We start from the raw sequence: 19,987 nt of genomic DNA, 5'->3' as shown, positions 1-19,987 counted from the left end.
GGGTCTCAGTGCGGCAGGTAGACGGTGAGGGTCTGGCCGGGCTTGAGGGCGTGGCCGCTGCGCGGATTCCAACGCTTGAGGTGCTGCATTTCAACGTTGAAACGCTTGGCCACCATGTACAGCGAATCGCCTTTGCGCACCTTGTACTGGGTAGGCTTCTTCTGGTTGCCGGCCCCGCTGGCAGGCTGCGCACCTTGCATCACCAGGGTCTGGCCGACCTTGAGGTTGTTGCCGCGCAGCTTGTTCCAGCGCTGCAGGTCCTTGACGCTGACCTTGTTGGCCCGGGCGATGCTGCCCAGGTTGTCGCCACGCTTGACCCGGTAGCGGCTGTTGCGCACCGGCGTCGAGGCTTCGGCCAGGGCTGCCTCGAATACCGCCTTTTTCGGCTGCAGGCTGAGCAGCTCTTCGGGCTTCATGTTCGACAGGCTGGTGGTCAGCAGTTGCGCCTTGGCGGTGGGCACCAGCAATTGCTGCGGGCCGTCCACGGTCATGCGTTTCTTGAAGGCCGGGTTGAGCTGGAACAGCTCGTCTTCGTCGATCTCGGCCAGTGCGGCGACCCGCGACAGGTCGAGCCGGTCCTTGATCGCCACGGCTTCGAAGTAGGGTTCGTTGGCAATCGGGTTGAGGTTCACGCCATACGCCTGCGGGGTCAGCACCACCTGCGACAGGGCCAGCAGCTTTGGCACGTAGTCGCGGGTTTCCTTGGGCAGCGGCAGGTTCCAGTAGTCGGTTGGCAGGCCGAGCTTCTCGTTGCGCTCGATGGCGCGGCTGACCGTGCCTTCACCGGCGTTGTAGGCCGCCAGGGCCAGCAGCCAGTCGCCGTTGAACATGTCGTGCAGGCGGGTCAGGTAGTCCAGCGCCGCGTTGGTCGAGGCGGTGATGTCGCGACGGCCATCGTAGAAGCGCGTCTGGCGCAGGTTGAAGTAGCGCCCGGTGGACGGGATGAACTGCCACAGGCCCACCGCGTGGGCGCGGGAATAGGCCATCGGGTTGTAGGCACTTTCGATTGCTGGCAGCAGGGCCAGCTCCAGCGGCATGTCGCGCTCTTCAAGACGCTCGACGATGTAGTGGATGTACAGGCTGCCGCGGTCGCCGGCGCCTTCCAGGAACGAAGGGTTGCTGGCGAACCACAGGCGCTGCTGCTCGATGCGCGGGTTCACCGCAATGCCGTCCTGCAACTGGAAGCCCTGGCGCATGCGTTCCCAGACGTCCTGGGCCACGGCTGGCTCGACCGGCTTCTTGTCATGCACGAAGATCGGTTTCTGCTTGATCCGCGCCTGGAAGTTGTGCGCGCGAACGCTATCGGATTCATCGACCTGGCGCGTGCTCTGGCAGCCCACGAGGGTGGCGGCCAGGGCCAGCGCACTGGCTTGGGCCAGGCGCGTCAGGGCAACGGAATTGAAGGTTCTGCGGCTAGGGGACGACATTGGCTGGGGGAAAGTTCCGGGCAAAAATGTCGGGCGATTCTAGAAAGGCACCCCCCATCGGTCAACCTTTGAGAATTTTCCGACCTTCACAGCGCCTGTTTAGAACGTGTCTTTCCAGGCCCGCAACCCTGCAAAAACAGCACTGGGCGTAGGGGTTATGCGGCCCACCCGTTCGTCTATTTTTTGTTTAACGGATGTTTCTGCTACCCGCAAAAACGGGTTGGTCAGCTTCTCCAGCGCGATGGTGGAGGGCAAAGTGATGCGATCTTGCGCGCGCAGTGCGGTAACGTCTTCGAAGCGTTGGATAACGTGCGGGTTCTGCGGCTCGACCGCACAGGCAAAGCGCAGGTTGCTCAGGGTGTATTCGTGGGCGCAATACACCTGGGTGGCCGCCGGCAGCGCTGCCAGGCGCTCCAGCGAGTGGTGCATCTGCTCCGGCGTGCCCTCGAACAGGCGCCCGCAGCCGGCGGCGAACAGCGTGTCGCCACAGAACAGCATCGGCAACTGCGGCTGGGCACAGTAATAGGCGATGTGCCCCAGGGTGTGGCCGGATACGGCGAACACCTGGAACTCAAGCCCCAGTACCTCGAGGCGGTCATTGTCGTTCAGGGCCTGGTCGCGGGCGGGTATGCGTTCGTTGGCCGGGCCGCTGACGCGGGCGCCGGTGTGCGCCTTGAGCTGCTCAACGCCGCCCACATGGTCGTGGTGGTGATGGGTGATCAGAATGTCGGTCAGTTGCCAGTCGGCATGCGCCTGCAGCCAGGCCAGCACGGGGGCGGCATCGCCCGGGTCGACCACCGCACAGCGCTGGTTCACGGCATCTTGTAACAACCAGATGTAGTTATCACTGAAAGCGGGCAGGGCCTGTATCTGTATCATCGTGCGATTCGCCAAACGGTGGACATGGGTGCATCTTAGTAGCTATGTGCGTTGTCGAGAACCTTCCAAGGGAGACAGCAATGACCGATCAAGCCTTTGCCCAGGCCGACCCGCAGTGGCTCGAGCTGATCAGCCAGGCGCGCGAGTGGTTCGCCGGCCCGCTGGGCCAGCAGCTGCTCGCCGGGGAGCAGCGCCTGCTCGAAGAGGAGCTGGGGCGCTTCTTCGGTGGCTACCTGGTGCATTACGGCCCTTGCGCCGAGGCACCGCCCAATGCCCCGCAGGTGCAACGCAACGTGCGCCTGGGGGCGCCGCTGCCGGGCGTCGAGATCGTGTGCGAAGAACAGGCCTGGCCCCTGAGCGAGCACGCCGCCGACGTGGTGGTGCTGCAGCACGGGCTGGACTTCAGCCTCTCGCCCCACGGCCTGCTGCGCGAGGCGGCCAGCAGCGTGCGCCCTGGCGGGCACCTGCTGATCGTCGGGATCAACCCCTGGAGCACCTGGGGCCTGCGCCGGGTGTTTGCCCATGATGCGTTGCGCAAAGCGCGCTGCATCTCGCCGTCGCGGGTGGGCGACTGGCTCAACCTGCTGGGCTTCGCGCTGGAGAAACGCCGCTTCGGGTGCTATCGTCCGCCGCTTGCCTCGCCGGCCTGGCAGGCACGGTTGTCTGGCTGGGAGCGTGCTGCCGGGCGCTGGCAGATATCCGGTGGCGGTGTGTACGTGCTGGTGGCGCGCAAGATGGTGGTGGGCCTGCGCCCGCTGCGCCAGGTGCGCCGCGAGCCGATGGGCAAGCTGCTGCCGTTGCCGATGGCCAAGGTCAACCGGCGCACGCCTCACCCCGAGGGCCGCACCTTCAATGATGAGTAAAGGCTGTACATGAGCGAAAGCGTCGAAAGCGTCGAGATCTACACCGATGGTGCCTGCAAGGGCAATCCTGGCCTGGGCGGCTGGGGCGCGCTGCTGGTCTGCAAGGGCGTCGAAAAGGAGCTGTGGGGCGGCGAGCGCGAAACCACCAACAACCGCATGGAACTGATGGCCGCCATCAAGGGCCTCGAGGCGCTCAAGCGCCAGTGTGATGTACTGCTGGTGACCGACTCGCAGTACGTGATGAAAGGCATCACCGAGTGGATGGTCAACTGGAAGAAGCGTGGCTGGAAGACCGCCGCCAAGGAGCCGGTCAAGAACGCCGACCTGTGGCAGCAGCTCGACGAACAGGTCAACCGCCACAACGTGAAATGGCAGTGGGTGCGCGGGCACGTCGGCCACGCCGGCAACGAGCGTGCCGACCAGTTGGCCAACCGTGGCGTCGACGATCTGCGCAAGCAACGCTGAACCCTCCCTTTAGCGAATTCGCCACATCCTGCCCCGGGTGAGGTAAAATTCGCCGCTTTCAATATTCAGGCAGTACGCGGCAGGAGATGACCGACGTGGAGATGCAGAACAACAGGTCGGTAGTGCTCGACACCGAAACCACCGGTATGCCGGTGGCCGATGGTCACCGCATCATCGAGATCGGCTGTATCGAGCTGGTCGGCCGGCGCATGACCGGACGCAATTTCCACGTGTACCTGCAGCCCGACCGCGAAAGCGACGAGGGCGCGATCGGGGTGCACGGCATCACCGACGAATTCCTGGTGGGCAAGCCGCGTTTCGCCGAAATCGCCGACGAGTTCTTCGAGTACATCAAGGGCGCGCGGCTGATCATCCACAACGCGGCGTTCGACGTTGGTTTCATCAACAACGAATTCGCCATGCTCGGCCAGCACGATCGCGCCGATATCGCACAGCACTGCGAGGTGCTCGACACCCTGCTGATGGCCCGCGAGCGTCACCCCGGCCAGCGCAACAGCCTCGATGCCTTGTGCAAACGCTATGGCGTAGACAACTCCGGCCGCGAACTGCACGGCGCGTTGCTCGACTCCGAGTTGCTGGCGGACGTGTTCCTGGCCATGACCGGCGGCCAGACCAGCCTGTCACTGGCCGGCAGCGACAGCGAGGGCGAAGGCCAGTCCAGCCAGGGCAGCGAGATCCGTCGGCTGGTGGGGCGTCAGCCGGGGCGCATCATCCCGGCCACCGAGGCAGAGCTGCAAGCGCACATGGCGCGCCTTGAAGCAGTGGCAAAATCCACCGGTGGCCCGGCCTTGTGGCAGCAACTGCTCGAGGCCCGCTGAAGCAAATCCCGCCGCGTACCTGGCGCCGACCTTCTACCCTGAAATGAACGGCCTCACGGCCTGTCGCTCAGAAGGTGCCGGCGCCCATGTACAAGGACCTCAAGTTTCCGATACTCATCGTGCACCGCGATATCAAGGCCGACAGTGTGGCCGGTGATCGCGTGCGCGGCATTGCCCAGGAACTGGCCCAGGACGGCTTTACCATTCTGCCGGCGGTGGACTACGCCGAGGGCCGCCTGGTAGCGGCCACCCACCACGGCCTGGCCTGCATGCTGATTGCGGCCGAAGGCGCGGGGGAAAACACCCACCTGCTGCAGAACATGGTCGAGCTGATACGCCTGGCGCGTGTGCGCGCACCGCACTTGCCGATCTTCGCACTGGGCGAGCAGGTGACCCTGGAGAACGCCCCGGCCGACGCCATGAGCGAACTGAACCAGTTGCGCGGCATCCTTTACCTGTTCGAAGACACCGTGCCGTTTCTGGCCCGACAAGTGGCGCGGGCGGCGCACAACTACCTGGACGGCCTGCTGCCGCCGTTCTTCAAGGCCCTGGTGCAGCACACCGCGCAATCGAACTACTCCTGGCACACGCCGGGCCATGGCGGTGGCGTGGCGTATCGCAAGAGCCCGGTGGGCCAGGCGTTTCACCAGTTCTTCGGCGAGAACACCCTGCGTTCGGACCTGTCGGTGTCGGTGCCGGAGCTGGGTTCGCTGCTCGACCATACCGGCCCCCTGGCGGCGGCCGAAGCGCGTGCGGCGCGCAACTTCGGCGCCGACCACACCTTCTTCGTGATCAACGGCACCTCCACCGCCAACAAGATCGTCTGGCACTCGATGGTCGGGCGTGACGACCTGGTGCTGGTGGATCGCAACTGTCACAAGTCGGTGCTGCACGCAATCATCATGACCGGCGCAATCCCCCTGTACCTGTGTCCGGAGCGCAACGAACTGGGCATCATCGGCCCCATCCCGCTGAGCGAGTTCAGCCGCGAGGCGATCCAGGCCAAGATCGAGGCCAACCCGCTGGCCGCAGGGCGCGAGCCGCGGGTGAAGATGGCGGTGGTGACCAACTCCACCTATGACGGGCTGTGCTACAACGCCGAGATGATCAAGCAGGTGTTGGGCAACAGTGTCGAGGTGCTGCATTTCGACGAGGCCTGGTACGCCTACGCGGCGTTTCACGAATTCTTTGCCGGGCGATACGCCATGGGTACTTCGCGCAGTGCCGACAGCCCGTTGGTGTTCAGCACCCATTCCACCCACAAGCTGCTGGCCGCGTTCAGCCAGGCCTCGATGATCCACGTGCAGGACGGCGGTGCACGCCAGCTCGACCGTGATCGATTCAACGAGGCGTTCATGATGCATATCTCCACCTCGCCCCAGTACAGCATCCTGGCCTCGCTGGACGTGTCGTCGGCGATGATGGAAGGCCCGGCTGGGCGCTCGCTGCTGCAGGAAATGTTCGACGAGGCGCTGAGCTTTCGGCGTGCGCTGGCCAACCTGCGCGAGCACCTGGCCGACGACGACTGGTGGTTCAGTATCTGGCAACCGCCGCAGGTGGGTGGCATTCACCGCGTGGCGACCGAGGACTGGCTGCTGCAACCCCAGGCCGAATGGCACGGCTTTGGCGATGTGAGCGAAGACTATGTGCTGCTCGACCCGATCAAGGTCACGCTGGTGATGCCGGGGCTGGATGCGGGCGGCAGCCTGGGCGAGCATGGTATTCCTGCGGCAGTGGTCAGCAAGTTCCTGTGGGAGCGCGGGCTGGTGGTGGAGAAGACCGGCCTGTATTCGTTTCTGGTGCTGTTCTCGATGGGGATCACCAAGGGCAAGTGGAGCACCTTGCTCACCGAACTGCTGGAGTTCAAGCGCAACTACGACGCCAATACCGCGCTGCTGCAGAGCCTGCCGTGCGTGGCGCAGCTGGACCCGTTGCGCTACCACGGCATGGGCCTGCGCGACCTGTGCGAGCAGTTGCACGAATGCTACCGCGCCAACGCCACGGCCAAGCAGCTCAAGCGCTTGTACACGCGTTTGCCCGAGGTGGTGATGAAGCCGGGGGATGCGTATGACAAGCTGGTGCGCGGCGAGGTCGAGGCGGTGCCGATCGAGCGCCTGATCGGGCGGGTGGCGGCGGTGATGCTGGTGCCGTACCCGCCCGGGATTCCGTTGATCATGCCCGGGGAGCGGTTTACCGAGTCGACGCGCTCGATCATCGACTACCTGAGCTTTGCACGGGCGTTCGACCGTGGGTTCCCCGGGTTTGTGGCCGATGTGCACGGGCTGCAGCATGAGGTGGGGGACGTGTATACGGTGGATTGCATCCGCGAATGAGGGATCGCTTGTGCTGGCCGCTTCGCCGCCAATGCCGGCGAAGCCTTCACCGCAACTGTTGCGTGCTCACCACGTGCCCGAAATGATGCCGCCACAGGCTCACCCCCAACTGCCCCGACCGATCCAGCGACGACCCTACCGTGAGGTCGCTGATCAGGGTCGGCTGCAGCCCCGCATCAAACAGCGCGAACCCCGCCGCCAGCACGCAGGTGTCGGTCTGTATGCCGCACACCAGCACGCGCTCGGGGTTCAATTGCCTGAGGTAATCCAGCATCTCGGCCGTCGGGGCGTAGCCATGCTTGATGAAGATACGATCTGCCGCCACCAGGCTCTGGTCGTGCGCCGCCGGTTGCCAGCCCAGCTGACGTTGAAACGGGGTCACCGATTCATCATGGCGCTCCACGCTCGCCACCGACGGCATGCGGCCGATCAGTGATGCTATGCCGTCTACCAGCCATTGCGGCGGGTTGAACGAGGGTTGTACGTCGATAATCAGCAGTACCTGGCGCATGGAAGGCCCTATGGAAGTTCAAGGCCGGGCGATTGTAACCCCCGGCCTTGCACAGATGCTAAAATCCGCCGCTTGAAACCTGGAGATAGACGCGTGCGCAAAGTGGCGGTGGTAATGGCAGTGCTGGCCCTGGCCGGCTGTGACAACGATGCCGAACGGGTACACAAGCAGGTTGCCGAGCATCTGGATAACCCGAAGACGGCCAAGTTCGCCAACGTGCGATTCAACAAGCAGGGCGATATCTGCGGCCAGTTCCGTGGCAAGGACGCGGCCGGTGTGTTCCAGCCTTACCGCAGCTACGTGGCCATCAAGCAGGGCGACGACTACCAGATCATCATCGACGAAACCGGCGGCGACCTGCGCATCCGCGAAATCTGCGGTGGTGCCGACCTGCAGCGCCGCGCCGATGCGCTGGCCGACCAGCCCGCGCCCGAAGGCTGGGACGTCGAGATCATCCAGGGCCCGAACATGGGCGCCCTCAGCGACATGACCGCGCGCCTGATCGAAAAACAGATTCCATCCTCGGTGGTGTACCGCGACGGCAAGCCGGTGGTACTCCTGGGCCCTTACCCGACCAAAGAGGAGGCCCTGGCCAGCAAGAACGATGTGATGGCGCGCCTGGGTACCGATTCGGTGGTCATCCAGCACGGCGCCGAGCGCTAGCCAGCACGCGGCGGCGCCTCTTACACTCACGGCTTGTCTTCAAGGATGAGCCGTCATGAGTGATTCGCCCTTCGCCATTACCCTTCAACGTTGTACCGAACAGCACGTCGAGGGGCTCACGGCCCTGTACAACCACCCGCAGGTGGCGCGGCAGGTGCTGCAGATGCCGTATCAGAGCGCCGACCTGTGGCGCAAACGCATCGCCACCGACAACGAACGAATGGTGTTTCTGGTGGCCTTACATCAAGGCGAGGTGATCGGCAGCTGTACGCTCGAGCAGTTCATACGTGTACGTCGCGGCCACTGCGGCGGCATCGGCATGGGCGTCGCCCCGGCCTGGCAAGGGCAGGGGGTGGGCACACGGCTGTTGTCGGCGGTGCTTGAGGTGGCGGACAACTGGATGGGCCTGCAGCGCGTCGAACTCACTGTTTACGCCGATAACCAGCCGGCACTGGCGCTGTACCGGCGCCACGGCTTCGAGGTGGAAGGGCATTTGCGCGACTATGCTTTACGTGACGGTGTGTTCACCGATGCCTGCAGCATGGCGCGCCTGCGACGGCGCGAGGGTTAGAGGAGGGGGCTTATGTCCACACTGGAGCGAGCCATTGCGGTTGCCGCCAGGGCCCATGAAGGGCAGCAGGACAAGGGCGGCACTGCGTATATCCTGCACCCGTTGCGGGTGATGCTGAGGGTGCAGACCACCGAACAGCGCATCGTCGCGGTGCTGCACGACGTGCTCGAAGATACCAGCATGAGCTTGTCGGACCTGGCCCGCGAAGGCTTCGCCCTGAAGATACTGGCGGCGGTGCAGGCGCTGAGCCGGCGCGATGACGAAAGCTACGAGGCCTTCGTCGCGCGGCTGGGCAGCGACCCGCTGGCACGGGTGGTAAAGCTTGCCGACCTTGCCGACAACAGCGACCTTTCGCGCATCGCCATGCCCGGCCCCGAAGACATCGCGCGCCTGCAGCGCTATCAACAGGCCAGCGCCTACCTGCAGGCGCTGGCCTGAACGCTGGCGCTTTCGATCACCCGTGCCAGGCGCTGCATCGCCGCATCGATGGCTTCGCCACTGAACCCACCCAGGCCGAGCACCAGCCCGGGCCTGCCGTGCGGCCCCGCATACATGGGGGATACCGCGCGCACCACCACCCCGGCCTCTGCGGCCTGGTCCGCTACCTGCCTGTCGTCGATGCCGGCTGCCAGCCACAGCACCAGGTGCATGCCCTGGTCGGTCGGTTGCAGCCAGGCCAGCTCAGGCTCCAGCCAGCGCGCCACCGCTTCGTTCACCTGGCGATGGATGGTGGCGTACACACCGCGGATGCGGCGGATGTGCCGGTCCAGATGGCCTTCGTTGATGAAGGCCGCCAGTACCTGCTGGTCGGCGTTGGCCGGATGACGGTCCATCAGCACGCGGGCACCGCAGAAGGCGTCTACCAGGTCCGGCGGCACGATCGCATAGCCCAGGCGCAGTGACGGGAACAGGATCTTGCTGAAGGTGCCCAGGTAGATCACCCGTTCAGGGTCCAGCCCCTGCAACGAGGGGAACGGGTGCCCTGCATAGCGCAACTCGCCGTCGTAGTCGTCCTCGATCACCCATGCATTGTGGGTTCTGGCCCAGCTCAGCAGTGCCTCGCGCCGGGTCATGCTCATCGGCATGCCCAGCGGGTACTGGTGCGAAGAGGTGACGAAGGCGGCGCGGGCGTGGGGGCAGGTAGCGACGGCGTGTTCCACGTCCATGCCCTCGGCGTCCACCGGCACGCGCACCATCTGCCCGCTGTGCCCGGCGCTTTCTAGAATGGCGGTGATACCGCGGTAGGCCGGGTCTTCGACCCAGGCGAAGTCGCCGATGTCCAGCAGCACCTGGCAGGCCAGGTACAGGCCCTGCTGGGTGCCGGAGGTGATGATCACCTGGCTGGCCTCGCAGCGTACCGAGCGGGATTTGCGCACATAGTCCACCACCGCCTCGCGCAGCTCGATTTCCCCCAGCGGGTCGCCATAGCCGGCAGGGGCACCCGGGCCGCGGGCGCGCACCCGGTTGCCAAGGCGCCGCCAGATATCATCCGGCGCGGCCTTGCCCAGCGGTACCGAGACGGCGAACGGTACCTGGGGTACCTCGCCGAAGCGGCGGGCAAGTTGTGCAAAGCGTTCGATGCGTGCCGAGCTGGCGGCGGGCCGCGCCACACCTGTCGTGTGCGCGGCAGGTGGCTCTTCAAGGCTGTGCGCGACCCGCGTGCCGGCACGGCCGCGGGACTCCAGAAACCCCTCGGCCGTCAGTTGCTCGAACGCCTCGATGGCCGTGCCCCGCGCGATCATCAGCGATCTGGCCAGCATGCGGGTCGAGGGCAGCGCCTCGCCGGGCTTGAGGTCGCCGCGCCGGATCGCCGCACGCAGCGCCTGGGCCAGTTGGCGCCCCAGTTGGCCGCTGCTGCGGTCCAGCGTGCCCAGCGAAGGAATATCCACCACGTTGGCTTTGCGCGCCATGTTTTCTGGTCCAGTCATTTTGTTCGATAGTGGATCTATACCATGGGCCAGTTGCGCCACACAATTTGCCATCGCCCTGTGCCGGATGGATGCAAATCATGTACGTACCGCAGTCTTTCAACGAGTCGCGCCCCGAGGTGCTGCATCAACTGATCATGCAGAACCCGCTGGGAGTATTGGTCAGCCACGGCGAGGGTGGGCTGGATGCCAACCATCTGCCGTTCCACTTCAAGCCGCAGGAGGGCACACAGGGGGTGCTGCATGCTCACGTATCGCGGGCCAACCCGCTGTGGCGTGAACTCAAGGATGGCGATGAAGTGCTGGTGATCTTTCGCGGCGCCGATGCCTACATCTCGCCCAACTGGTACCCCAGCAAGCACGAGACCCACAAACAGGTGCCCACCTGGAACTATCAGGTGGTGCACGCCCATGGCCGCGTGACCTTGCACGATGACGAGCACTACGTGCGTGGCCTGGTGGCCCTGCTCACGCGCACCCACGAAGCATCCCAGCCCGTGCCGTGGAAGATGTCCGACGCGCCGAAGGACTACATCCGCGACATGCTCAAGGCCATCGTCGGGCTCGAGATCGAGATCACCCGTCTGGTCGGCAAGTTCAAGCTGGGCCAGAACAAGGAGGCGCGGGATATCCAGGGCGCCGCCCAGGGGTTGAAGGCGTCGGGCAAACCAGCACTGGGCGAAGCCATGTTGAGCGCCACCGGTCACCCCCTGCACGGGCCGGCCTTGCCGGCGAAGTTGCCCGAATGACCACCGCCTTATCCCACCTGAAAATCGACTTTTCCTACAGAGTCGGCCAGAATCGGCGGCTCGGCTGCGTTATGGCTTTTTGACTGCATCGGTCGAGAGTGGGTGCTTTTGCACCGGCCCGACTTTCCAGCGCAGACGACAGGACATGACCCAGGACGAGTGGTTGAAGGCCAATGCGGCGCGGTTCGGCAGTGACTACGAACGATTGTTCGCCAGCAACGTGCTCAGCCTCGTGGCGGGCATCCGTTACGAGTCACTGAGTGCGCAATACCCCTTCAAGGACAATGACGGCAAGCAACGCTACTGCGACCTTGTCATCAATGAAGAGGGAGACGTGCGCATCGCCATCGAAATCGATGGCTATGACAAAAGCGGTACGGGTACCGGCATGTCGCACCCCGAGTTCATCGACTGGCAGCGGCGACAGTCTGCACTCACTTCCCAGGGCTGGCGGGTGCTGCGCTTTGCCAACCGCGACGTCAGGGATCACCCGCAGCGTTGCGCTCGGGATATCAGCGTACTGCTCGATGCCGAGCGAAAAAAAGCCCACGACCTGCTGTCGAGCACGCGCCAGAGCGCCAGCGTGCAGCAGTTGGCGCAGGCGCAGGGCAGCCGGATCAAAGGGCTCAACAAGGAGGTTTCGGTCATGAAGTACACGATCATGTCATTCACTGCGCTGATCGGGGTTCTGATCGTGGTGTTTGCGTTCAAGGGCACCGAGTCGGTTGCAGGCTCGGCCGTGGTCAGCCAGGCAGTGGCGGCGCCGGCGTCACCCGCCACCTTGCAGGGCGCCACCTGCGACAACCCGCTGGACTGGCGTCAGGCCGCCGACCATATCGGGCAGAGCGCTGCGGTGCTGGGCCCGATCATGAAGGTGACCTACAAACCGTCGTCCAGGGGCCAGCCGACCTGGATCGACCTGGGTGCCAGCTTCCCCAGCAAGCGACGGTTGGGGCTGGTGGTATGGGGCGAGCATCGCCCGGCGTTCGCCTCGTTGCTGGCGCAGCCGCTGGAGGGGCGCACGGTGTGCGTGATAGGGCGTATCGAGCAGTACAAGGGCGTGCCGCGTCTGGAGTTGCAGGGCGCCAGTCAGTTCCAGCTGGTCAAGTGACCTTCAGGTGCAGCCTTGGCGTCAAGGCTGCACCGTTATCCCCTCAGCCGGCCTTCTGGCAGTTGCCGGCGATGCTGTAGCCCTCTGCCTGGGCGGCAGATTCGCTGCTGAACTCGACCCGATTCTTTTCGGCAATGCTGTTGTACGACGGGCAGTCCGGGCGGTGGTAGCGCTTCTTGGCCCGGTTGCCGCGCACTTGCCCGGTGGCGTCGGCCACAGTTGCAGCCTTGGTTTTGGCGGGTGCGGCGGGTCTTGCCGGTGAAGCGGCGGTCGTGGCCGTGCCCTTGCCTTGCCCCAGCTCTGCACGCAGGAATATCGGCGCGTGATCGGAGATGTTCGCCCGGCCTTGCTGGTGAGTCATGCCCAGGTGTTTCGGGTAGTCGTACACGCCCACGCTGTTGACCTTCAGCGGCGAGGAATGGCTGACGAAGATATTGTCGTAAAGGTTGGCGAATTTGCCGTCGGTTGTGGACAGCGTGCTGGCGCCTGCGACCACCAGTGGTCTGGCGGCGGCATTGAGCGACTTCCAGGCAGGCGAAGTGGGCGGCATGTTGAAGTCGCCCATCAGCAGGATGTGATTGTTGCCGGGGTAGACTTCCTTCAGCCAGGTCCAGTAGCTCGACAGCGCATCGATTTCCGCGACCCGGTCAGACGGCTTTTTCCCGTACACGATATGCACCGTGGCCACCACGAAATAGGCATTGTCGGTGAGTGACTTGAAGCGCGCGGAGTAGGGCTCGCGCTCGAAGATCTTCTTGCGGTCCAGGTAGGACACCGCACCGTCTTCATAGGCGACCTTGCTGTCCTTCCACACGAAACCATACATTTCCTTGTACGAAGACCTGCCTACCGCATCGGAGGCCATGTGGCTCCAGGGCTCGCCGCTCTGGCGGCTGAGTTCCCTGGCCAGCTTGTCCAGGGCCGCTTCGCTCATCAGCTCCTGCACAGCCAGAAAATCCACATTTTTGGCGACCTTGGCAATGGCCTTGAAGTCCTTGTTGGGGCGGTCGCTCAGGTGTTCCAGGTTCCAGGTGCCGATACGCGTTTCAGCAAACACCTGGCCACACAACAACATCAGCAGCATCACTGCAGCTGCAAGATTCTTGAACATCATTACTTCCAGATTCTACGGATAACACCATCGCCCAGAAGGGCGACAAGTCGGAGCAGGGTGGGCGGGCAGCGCCTGGCGACGGCTTCAGTCTTCCTTGGGCACAACCCAGAAAATCTGCACGCCGCCGTCATCCCGGTAGGCCAGGGTGACGTTGTCGTTTTCGGCGATTTCCTCGAGCAGGGTCTCCCAGTCGGCAGGCGACTCGTGCTCCAGGCGAAAGATCAGCGCCGCGCGGGACTTCTGCGCGGTTGGCGAGTTGATGATTTTCTGAATGCGGATGCCCAGTTGCTCGTAGCTGCTGACGGGCTTGGCGGCAGAGGAGGTGGCCACAGGTACAGGTTCCTTTTTTTTGCTGTATGCGCATACAGTATTTTACTGTAAGGCTTTTCGCAACTGCGTGTCGCTCAAAGAACCCATGTGACCACACGGCGCAGGCTTTGCTGCACCGTGGGCAAAATAAAAGTGGCGAGGTTACAAGAGGTTAGGCCGCCCTGCTGTAGGAAGGGCGGCCTGCCGGGCTACTGCACTCAGTATTCCCAGAAGATGCGCTGCAGCTCTTTGCTGTCCTGGGTCTTGGTCAGGGCGACCATGGCCAGGATGCGTGCTTTTTGCGGGTTCAGGTCGTGCGCCACTACCCAGTCGTTCTTGTCGTCAGGCTGCTCGGCGTTGCGCAGCACGAACCCGCCCTGGTTGACGTGGGACGAACGGATGATCTGCACGCCGTTCTTGCGCAGTTCCTGCAGGGCCGGCACTACGCGCGAAGACACCGAACCGTTGCCGGTACCGGCATGGATGATGGCCTTGGCGCCATTTTGCGCCAGGGCCTTGTAGGCGGTGTCGCTGACGTTGCCGTAGCTGTAGGCGATGTCCACGGCAGGCAGGCTGCTGATGGTCTTGATGTCGAATTCCGAATCCATCGTGTGGCGCTTGGCCGGCAGGCGGAACCAGTACGACTTGCCTTCCACGACCATGCCCATCGGGCCCCAGGCGCTCTTGAACGCTTCGGTCTTGATGTTGATCGACTTGCTCACGTCGCGACCGGACTGGATCTCGTCGTTCATGGTCACCAGCACGCCCTTGCCGCGCGATTGCTTGTCGCTGGCCACGGCCACGGCGTTGTACAGGTTGAGCATGCCGTCAGCCGACATTGCGGTACCGGGGCGCATGGAGCCCACGACCACGATCGGCTTGTCGGTCTTTTCCACCAGGTTGAGGAAGTAGGCGGTCTCTTCGAGGGTGTCGGTACCGTGGGTGATCACGATGCCGTCCACGTCCTTGCTGTCGGCCAGCTCGGCTACGCGCTTGCCCAGTTGCAGCAGGTTTTCGTTGGTGATGCTTTCGGAGGCGATCTGCATCACCTGCTCGCCGCGTACGTTGGCCAGGTTGGCCAGCTCCGGAACACCGGCAATCAGCTTGTCGACGCCCACCTTGGCGGCTTGATAGGTAGCGCTGTTGGCGGCGCTGGCACCAGCACCGGCAATGGTGCCGCCGGTGGCGAGGATAACCACGTTGGCGAGTTTCTGTTGGGTTTCGGCTTCCTTGGCGTAGGCGCCAGCAGGGAAGAACATGAACAGGGCCAGGGCGGCCGGAGCGAAGGAGTGAAGCGCAGCTTTCATCGTTATTGTTCCTTATGAGTGAAATTGCTGTGTTGCCCACACAAGTTCAGCAGAAAGCGTACCAGTTGCCCAATTAACTGAGCGTTGACGTCAATTCATTGATTTATAAGAAATTTATTTGGGCTTATGCCCCGTGCTGCCCGGCACTGCTTTCGGAAACCCGAATTATTGCGGTGCCGGATGTTCGGTTTTCCGAAGATTTTAAGGATAATTCCCGGCACTATTGGGGCCATGAAGGGCGGTCGGCAGATTTGACAAAACCCGGTAGCGTTTCCATAGTTGTTAACCGCAAACGTTTGCGACCCGACAAAAATCATAAGATTCGGAGTGAACCCATGACGCTGCCCTTCGCTGGACGCCTGCTGGCCGTTGCCATGCTGGCCACCCTCGCCACCGCCGTACCCTTCAGCCACGCCCATGCCGACACCGCCAAGCCCAAGGTGGCCCTGGTGATGAAGTCGCTGGCCAACGAGTTCTTCCTCACCATGGAAGACGGCGCCAAGGCCTACCAGAGAGACCACGCAGGCGAGTTCGACCTGGTATCCAATGGCATAAAGGACGAGTCCGATACCAGCAACCAGATCCGCATCGTCGAGCAGATGATCGTCTCCGGCGTCAACGCGCTGGTGATTGCCCCGGCCGATTCCAAGGCCCTGGTGCCAGTGGTCAAGAAGGCCATGGACGCGGGGATCACCGTGGTCAACATCGACAACCGCCTCGACCCGGATGTACTCAAGAGCAAGAACCTCAGCGTGCCCTTCGTGGGCCCCGACAACCGCAAGGGCGCGCGCCTGGTGGGCGAGTACCTGGCCACCCGCCTGAGCGTGGGCGATCAGGTCGGCATCATCGAGGGCGTGCCGACCACCACCAACGCCCAGCAGCGTACCGCCGGTTTCAAGGACGCCATGGAGGCAGCCAAGATCAAGATCGTCTCGGTGCAATCGGGCAACTGGGAGATCGACAAGGGCAATGCCGTGGCCTCGGCCATGCTCAACGAATACCCCGACCTCAAGGCGCTGCTGGCCGGCAACGACAGCATGGCGCTCGGCGCGGTGTCGGCGGTGCGCGCGGCAGGCAAGGTCGGTGCGGTGCAGGTGGTGGGCTACGACAACATCAAGGCGATCCAGCCGATGCTGCGCGACGGTCGTGTGCTGGCCACGGCCGATCAATACGCCGCCAAGCAGGCGGTGTTCGGTATCGAGGCGGCCCTGAAGATGCTGCGCGGCGAGAAGCCGGACGTGGATGCCGACAACGTCATCCAGACCCCGGTCGAGCTGGTCAAGCAGCCCTAGCCCGCTGACGGTGCCTGCCGTGGGGCGGGCGCTAGGAGAACACCTTATGTCGGCGACTGCGGATGTCGTGTTGTCGGTCAGTGCAATCGGCAAGACCTACGCCCAGCCCGTGCTGGGCGATATCGAACTGTCCCTGCTGCGCGGCGAAGTGCTGGCCCTGACTGGCGAGAACGGTGCGGGCAAGAGCACCCTGTCGAAGATCATCGGCGGGCTCGAAACCCCCACCACCGGGCAGATGTTCTACCAGGGCCAGGTGTATCAGCCCGCCAGCCGCACCGCGGCCGAGCGCCTGGGCGTGCGCATGGTGATGCAGGAGCTCAACCTGCTGCCGACCCTGAGCGTGGCCGAGAACCTGTTTCTGCACAACCTGCCCAGCCGCGCCGGCTGGGTCAATCGCACGCGCCTGCGCCAACTGGCGACCGCGGCAATGGCGCAGGTGGGGCTCGAAGCGATCGACCCCGATACGCTGGTCGGCGAGCTGGGTATCGGCCATCAGCAGATGGTGGAGATCGCCCGCAACCTGATCGGCGACTGCCATGTGCTGATTCTCGACGAGCCCACCGCGATGCTCACCGCACGCGAGGTGGAGCTGCTGTTCCGCCAGATCGAGCGCCTGCAGCAACGGGGTGTGTCGATCATCTACATTTCCCACCGCCTCGAAGAGCTCAAGCGCATCGCCCAGCGCATTGCCGTGCTGCGCGACGGCAAGCTGGTGTGCGTGGAACCGATGCAGCGCTACAGCAGCGAGCAACTGGTCAACCTGATGGTGGGGCGCGAGCTGGGCGAGCATATCGACCTGGGGCGCCGCACGATCGGCGAGCCGGTACTGCGTGTCAGCGGCCTGGGCCGGGGCGACAAGGTGCAGGACGTCTCGTTCGAGGTGCGCAGCGGCGAAATCTTCGGCATCTCCGGGCTTATCGGTGCCGGGCGTACCGAGCTGCTGCGCCTGATCTTCGGTGCCGACACGGCCGACAGTGGCAGCATCGAGCTGGGCAGCCCGCTGCGCCCGGTGCACATCGACTCGCCCATGGCTGCAGTGCGCCACGGCGTGGCCCTGATTACCGAAGACCGCAAGGGCGAAGGCCTGCTGTTGTCGCAGTCGGTCAGTGCCAACCTGGCGTTGGGCAACATGCCGGCGATCTCACGCGCGGGCCTGGTGGATGGTGCTGCCGAGCGTGCCCTGGCCGAGCGCCAGATCCAGGCCATGCGCATCCGCAGCGCCGGGCCCGCACAAACGGTGGGCGAGCTGTCGGGTGGCAACCAGCAGAAGGTGGTGATCGGCCGCTGGCTGGAGCGCGACTGCGCCGTGCTGCTGTTCGACGAGCCCACGCGCGGTATCGATGTGGGCGCCAAGTTCGACATCTATGGGCTGCTCGCCGAGCTGACCCGCCAGGGCAAGGCGCTGGTGGTGGTGTCCAGCGACCTGCGCGAACTGATGCTGATCTGCGATCGCATCGGCGTGCTTTCGGCAGGGCGCCTGATTGAAACCTTCGAGCGTGAGCACTGGAGCCAGGACCAGCTACTGGCCGCTGCCTTTGCCGGCTATCAGAAACGTGACGCGCTGCTGCAAGACGCAGTGCCCAGGAACCCCGCATGAACACCTCCCCGATAGACACACCGCCTGGCCCACCGGCCCGGCGCAGCGGTACCTACCTCGGCCTGGGGACCTACCTGGGCCTGGCCGGTGCGCTGCTGGCGATGGTGGTGCTGTTCTCGTTGCTGAGCAGCCACTTTCTGTCGTACGGCACCTTCAGCACCCTGGCCAACCAGATCCCCGACCTGATGGTGCTGGCGGTGGGCATGACCTTCGTGCTGATCATCGGCGGCATCGACCTGTCGGTGGGCTCGGTACTGGCCCTGGCCGCGTCGGCGGTCAGCGTGGCGATTCTGGGCTGGGGCTGGAGCGTGCTGCCGGCGGCACTGCTCGGCATGGGGTGCGCGGCACTGGCCGGGACCCTTACCGGCTCGATCACCGTGGCCTGGCGCATCCCTTCGTTCATCGTCTCGCTGGGTGTGCTGGAAATGGCGCGTGGCGTGGCCTACCAGCTCACCGACTCGCGCACCGCGTACATCGGTGATGCCTTTGCCTGGCTGTCGGAGCCGGTGGCCTTCGGCATTTCGCCGGCCTTCATCATCGCCTTGCTGGTGATCGTGGTGGCGCAACTGGTACTGACCCGCACCGTGTTCGGCCGTTACCTGATCGGCATCGGCACCAACGAAGAGGCCGTGCGCCTGGCCGGCATCGATCCGCGCCCGTACAAGATTCTGGTGTTCTCGCTGATGGGCCTGCTGGCCGGCCTGGCGGCGCTGTTCCAGATCTCGCGGCTGGAGGCCGCCGACCCCAATGCCGGCTCCGGGCTGGAGCTGCAGGTGATTGCCGCCGTGGTGATCGGCGGCACCAGCCTGATGGGCGGTCGCGGTTCGGTCATCAGCACCTTCTTCGGTGTGCTGATCATTTCGGTGCTGGCCGCAGGGCTGGCGCAGATCGGCGCCAGCGAGCCGACCAAACGCATCATCACCGGGGCGGTCATCGTGATCGCCGTGGTTCTCGACACTTACCGCAGCCGGCGCGCGCGCCGGCGGACCTGAACAATGGCAACCATCAAAGATGTAGCGGCGCTGGCGGGTATTTCCTATACCACCGTTTCCCACGTGCTGAACAAGACCCGCCCGGTGAGCGAACCGGTGCGGCGCAAGGTAGAAGCGGCGATTGCCGAGCTGGACTACGTGCCCAGTGCGGTGGCGCGCTCGCTCAAGGCGCGCTGCACGGCCACCATCGGCCTGCTGGTGCCCAACAGCGTCAACCCGTATTTCGCCGAACTGGCGCGGGGCATCGAGGATGGCTGCGAGCGCAATGGCTACTGCGTGATCCTGTGCAACTCCGACGACGACCCGCGCAAGCAGCGCAGCTACCTGCGCGTGCTGCTGGAGAAACGCATCGACGGTCTGATCGTGGCCTCGGTGGGCGAGGAGGCCGATCTGCTCGACAGCCTGGCCAGCGTGCGCACGCCCATGGTGATCGTCGACCGCGCGCTGGCGGGCGTCGACGCCGACCTGGTGCGCATCGACCACGAGCAGGGGGCCTACCTGGCCACCCGGCACCTGCTGGAGCTGGGGCACCAGGACATCGCCTGCATCAACGGCCCGGCACACACCAGCGTGGCCAAGATGCGCCTGGCCGGCTTTCACCGGGCACTGGCCCAGGCCGGGGTGCCCCTGCGCGAGGGCCGCGTGGTGGACAGCGACTTCACCAGCCTGGGCGGCTATGGCGCCGCAGCGCAACTGCTGGGCCACGACCGCCCGACCGCGATCTTCGCGGCCAACGACATGATCGGCATGGGCGTGCTGCGTGCCGCGGCCGAGCGCAACATCTGCGTGCCGAGCGAACTGTCGGTGATCGGTTTCGACGATATCCAGATGAGCCAGTACGTCTACCCTGCGCTGACCACGGTAGGGCAGTCGATCCGTGAGCTGGGCGAGATGGCGTCCGAACTGTTGCTGCGGCGTATCGGTGAGCCGCAGCGCAGTGGGGTAGAGCAGCGCATCGTCGCACCGAGCATCGTGCTGCGCGAGTCCACCGGGCCGCGTCCCGACCTCTTCAATGATTACCGCTAGGACCGACATGC

The 19,987-nt window shown here is 64.4% G+C and carries 20 protein-coding genes; 13 read left to right on the top strand and 7 right to left on the bottom strand.

The genetic code is table 11. From position 1 onward, the window contains the following. Nucleotides 1-5: 5 nt before the first annotated feature. Complete coding sequence (locus N0B28_RS17380) at nt 6-1,427, bottom strand: LysM peptidoglycan-binding domain-containing protein (RefSeq protein ID WP_275727783.1); 1,422 nt, start codon at nt 1,425-1,427, stop codon at nt 6-8. Nucleotides 1,428-1,526: 99 nt separating this feature from the next. Further along, entirely contained in the window at nt 1,527-2,306 is a 780-nt protein-coding gene (gene gloB / locus N0B28_RS17375) for a hydroxyacylglutathione hydrolase (RefSeq protein WP_275727781.1), read from the bottom strand. 80 nt (nt 2,307-2,386) lie between these two features. Between gloB and N0B28_RS17370 the strand changes: the two genes are divergently transcribed. The 4 genes from N0B28_RS17370 (at nt 2,387) to N0B28_RS17355 (ending at nt 6,806) form a co-directional block, all read left to right on the top strand. Further along, on the top strand, nt 2,387-3,169 hold the full coding sequence (locus N0B28_RS17370; protein ID WP_043859727.1) for a methyltransferase domain-containing protein: 783 nt from the start codon (nt 2,387-2,389) through the stop codon (nt 3,167-3,169). 9 nt (nt 3,170-3,178) lie between these two features. Then, a complete protein-coding gene (gene rnhA / locus N0B28_RS17365) occupies nt 3,179-3,634 on the top strand; it encodes a ribonuclease HI (RefSeq protein ID WP_043859728.1) in 456 nt (151 codons plus the stop codon). A gap of 86 nt (nt 3,635-3,720) precedes the next feature. Next, complete coding sequence (gene dnaQ / locus N0B28_RS17360) at nt 3,721-4,473, top strand: DNA polymerase III subunit epsilon (protein WP_229589435.1); 753 nt, start codon at nt 3,721-3,723, stop codon at nt 4,471-4,473. Between the two features lie 86 nt (nt 4,474-4,559). Beyond that, a complete protein-coding gene (locus N0B28_RS17355; protein WP_054915275.1) occupies nt 4,560-6,806 on the top strand; it encodes an Orn/Lys/Arg decarboxylase N-terminal domain-containing protein in 2,247 nt (748 codons plus the stop codon). Nucleotides 6,807-6,852: 46 nt separating this feature from the next. Here the strand turns inward: N0B28_RS17355 and N0B28_RS17350 are convergent, their stop codons facing one another. Next, a complete protein-coding gene (locus tag N0B28_RS17350; RefSeq protein WP_043859730.1) occupies nt 6,853-7,317 on the bottom strand; it encodes a cysteine hydrolase family protein in 465 nt (154 codons plus the stop codon). Between the two features lie 93 nt (nt 7,318-7,410). On the opposite strand from N0B28_RS17350, the gene N0B28_RS17345 reads away from it, so the two are divergent. From N0B28_RS17345 to N0B28_RS17335, 3 genes are read left to right on the top strand one after another with little or no spacing between them, the layout of a single operon-like run. Continuing rightward, nucleotides 7,411-7,980, top strand: a complete 570-nt coding sequence (locus N0B28_RS17345) for an SPOR domain-containing protein (RefSeq protein WP_054915273.1) — start codon at nt 7,411-7,413, stop codon at nt 7,978-7,980. Nucleotides 7,981-8,035: 55 nt separating this feature from the next. Further along, nucleotides 8,036-8,551, top strand: a complete 516-nt coding sequence (locus tag N0B28_RS17340; RefSeq protein ID WP_043860822.1) for a GNAT family N-acetyltransferase — start codon at nt 8,036-8,038, stop codon at nt 8,549-8,551. Nucleotides 8,552-8,563: 12 nt separating this feature from the next. Continuing rightward, a complete protein-coding gene (locus N0B28_RS17335; protein ID WP_043860821.1) occupies nt 8,564-8,989 on the top strand; it encodes an HD domain-containing protein in 426 nt (141 codons plus the stop codon). On the opposite strand, the gene N0B28_RS17330 is transcribed toward N0B28_RS17335, so the two are convergent. After that, on the bottom strand, nt 8,968-10,461 hold the full coding sequence (locus N0B28_RS17330; protein WP_043860820.1) for a PLP-dependent aminotransferase family protein: 1,494 nt from the start codon (nt 10,459-10,461) through the stop codon (nt 8,968-8,970). The genes N0B28_RS17335 and N0B28_RS17330 overlap by 22 nt on opposite strands. A 98-nt stretch (nt 10,462-10,559) precedes the next feature. Here N0B28_RS17330 and N0B28_RS17325 point away from each other — a divergent pair, with 98 nt between their 5' ends. Beyond that, nucleotides 10,560-11,228 carry an FMN-binding negative transcriptional regulator gene (locus N0B28_RS17325; protein ID WP_054915271.1) on the top strand — a complete coding sequence of 223 codons (669 nt, stop codon included), beginning with the start codon at nt 10,560-10,562 and terminating at the stop codon, nt 11,226-11,228. A 145-nt stretch (nt 11,229-11,373) separates the two neighbouring features. After that, the gene (locus N0B28_RS17320; RefSeq protein ID WP_078479643.1) at nt 11,374-12,339 is read left to right on the top strand and encodes a DUF559 domain-containing protein; all 966 of its coding nucleotides are present in this window, start codon (nt 11,374-11,376) and stop codon (nt 12,337-12,339) included. A gap of 43 nt (nt 12,340-12,382) precedes the next feature. On the opposite strand, the gene N0B28_RS17315 is transcribed toward N0B28_RS17320, so the two are convergent. From N0B28_RS17315 to N0B28_RS17305, 3 genes are all read right to left on the bottom strand, one after another. Further along, nucleotides 12,383-13,450, bottom strand: a complete 1,068-nt coding sequence (locus N0B28_RS17315) for an endonuclease/exonuclease/phosphatase family protein (protein ID WP_054915269.1) — start codon at nt 13,448-13,450, stop codon at nt 12,383-12,385. 87 nt (nt 13,451-13,537) lie between these two features. Next, the gene (locus N0B28_RS17310) at nt 13,538-13,783 is read right to left on the bottom strand and encodes a DUF1654 domain-containing protein (RefSeq protein ID WP_043860816.1); all 246 of its coding nucleotides are present in this window, start codon (nt 13,781-13,783) and stop codon (nt 13,538-13,540) included. Between the two features lie 197 nt (nt 13,784-13,980). Further along, nucleotides 13,981-15,069 (bottom strand): asparaginase, encoded by a 1,089-nt coding sequence (locus N0B28_RS17305; RefSeq protein WP_043860815.1) that lies wholly within the window; start codon nt 15,067-15,069, stop codon nt 13,981-13,983. Between the two features lie 335 nt (nt 15,070-15,404). On the opposite strand from N0B28_RS17305, the gene N0B28_RS17300 reads away from it, so the two are divergent. From N0B28_RS17300 to N0B28_RS17285, 4 genes are read left to right on the top strand one after another with little or no spacing between them, the layout of a single operon-like run. Beyond that, complete coding sequence (locus N0B28_RS17300) at nt 15,405-16,361, top strand: sugar ABC transporter substrate-binding protein (protein ID WP_043860814.1); 957 nt, start codon at nt 15,405-15,407, stop codon at nt 16,359-16,361. Nucleotides 16,362-16,407: 46 nt separating this feature from the next. After that, a complete protein-coding gene (locus N0B28_RS17295) occupies nt 16,408-17,958 on the top strand; it encodes a sugar ABC transporter ATP-binding protein (protein WP_275727768.1) in 1,551 nt (516 codons plus the stop codon). Next, nucleotides 17,955-18,950, top strand: a complete 996-nt coding sequence (locus tag N0B28_RS17290; protein ID WP_054915267.1) for an ABC transporter permease — start codon at nt 17,955-17,957, stop codon at nt 18,948-18,950. The genes N0B28_RS17295 and N0B28_RS17290 overlap by 4 nt, the downstream gene beginning before the upstream one ends. A gap of 3 nt (nt 18,951-18,953) precedes the next feature. Further along, nucleotides 18,954-19,976, top strand: coding sequence for a LacI family DNA-binding transcriptional regulator (locus N0B28_RS17285; protein ID WP_043860811.1), 1,023 nt, complete (start codon nt 18,954-18,956; stop codon nt 19,974-19,976). The last annotated feature ends 11 nt before the right edge of the window (nt 19,977-19,987 follow it).

Origin of the sequence: Pseudomonas sp. SD17-1, assembly GCF_029201585.1 — a bacterium.
GTDB lineage: Bacteria > Pseudomonadota > Gammaproteobacteria > Pseudomonadales > Pseudomonadaceae > Aquipseudomonas > Aquipseudomonas palmensis.
This window is presented reverse-complemented; position numbering and strand designations above follow the sequence as displayed.

Coding starts and splice junctions, on each gene's coding strand:
- N0B28_RS17380 (WP_275727783.1), bottom strand. CDS start 1,427: ATGTCGTCCCCTAGCCGCAGAACCTTCAATTCCGTTGCCCTGACGCGC.
- gloB (WP_275727781.1), bottom strand. CDS start 2,306: ATGATACAGATACAGGCCCTGCCCGCTTTCAGTGATAACTACATCTGG.
- N0B28_RS17370 (WP_043859727.1), top strand. CDS start 2,387: ATGACCGATCAAGCCTTTGCCCAGGCCGACCCGCAGTGGCTCGAGCTG.
- rnhA (WP_043859728.1), top strand. CDS start 3,179: ATGAGCGAAAGCGTCGAAAGCGTCGAGATCTACACCGATGGTGCCTGC.
- dnaQ (WP_229589435.1), top strand. CDS start 3,721: ATGACCGACGTGGAGATGCAGAACAACAGGTCGGTAGTGCTCGACACC.
- N0B28_RS17355 (WP_054915275.1), top strand. CDS start 4,560: ATGTACAAGGACCTCAAGTTTCCGATACTCATCGTGCACCGCGATATC.
- N0B28_RS17350 (WP_043859730.1), bottom strand. CDS start 7,317: ATGCGCCAGGTACTGCTGATTATCGACGTACAACCCTCGTTCAACCCG.
- N0B28_RS17340 (WP_043860822.1), top strand. CDS start 8,036: ATGAGTGATTCGCCCTTCGCCATTACCCTTCAACGTTGTACCGAACAG.
- N0B28_RS17335 (WP_043860821.1), top strand. CDS start 8,564: ATGTCCACACTGGAGCGAGCCATTGCGGTTGCCGCCAGGGCCCATGAA.
- N0B28_RS17330 (WP_043860820.1), bottom strand. CDS start 10,461: ATGGCGCGCAAAGCCAACGTGGTGGATATTCCTTCGCTGGGCACGCTG.
- N0B28_RS17325 (WP_054915271.1), top strand. CDS start 10,560: ATGTACGTACCGCAGTCTTTCAACGAGTCGCGCCCCGAGGTGCTGCAT.
- N0B28_RS17320 (WP_078479643.1), top strand. CDS start 11,374: ATGACCCAGGACGAGTGGTTGAAGGCCAATGCGGCGCGGTTCGGCAGT.
- N0B28_RS17315 (WP_054915269.1), bottom strand. CDS start 13,450: ATGTTCAAGAATCTTGCAGCTGCAGTGATGCTGCTGATGTTGTTGTGT.
- N0B28_RS17305 (WP_043860815.1), bottom strand. CDS start 15,069: ATGAAAGCTGCGCTTCACTCCTTCGCTCCGGCCGCCCTGGCCCTGTTC.
- N0B28_RS17300 (WP_043860814.1), top strand. CDS start 15,405: ATGACGCTGCCCTTCGCTGGACGCCTGCTGGCCGTTGCCATGCTGGCC.
- N0B28_RS17295 (WP_275727768.1), top strand. CDS start 16,408: ATGTCGGCGACTGCGGATGTCGTGTTGTCGGTCAGTGCAATCGGCAAG.
- N0B28_RS17290 (WP_054915267.1), top strand. CDS start 17,955: ATGAACACCTCCCCGATAGACACACCGCCTGGCCCACCGGCCCGGCGC.
- N0B28_RS17285 (WP_043860811.1), top strand. CDS start 18,954: ATGGCAACCATCAAAGATGTAGCGGCGCTGGCGGGTATTTCCTATACC.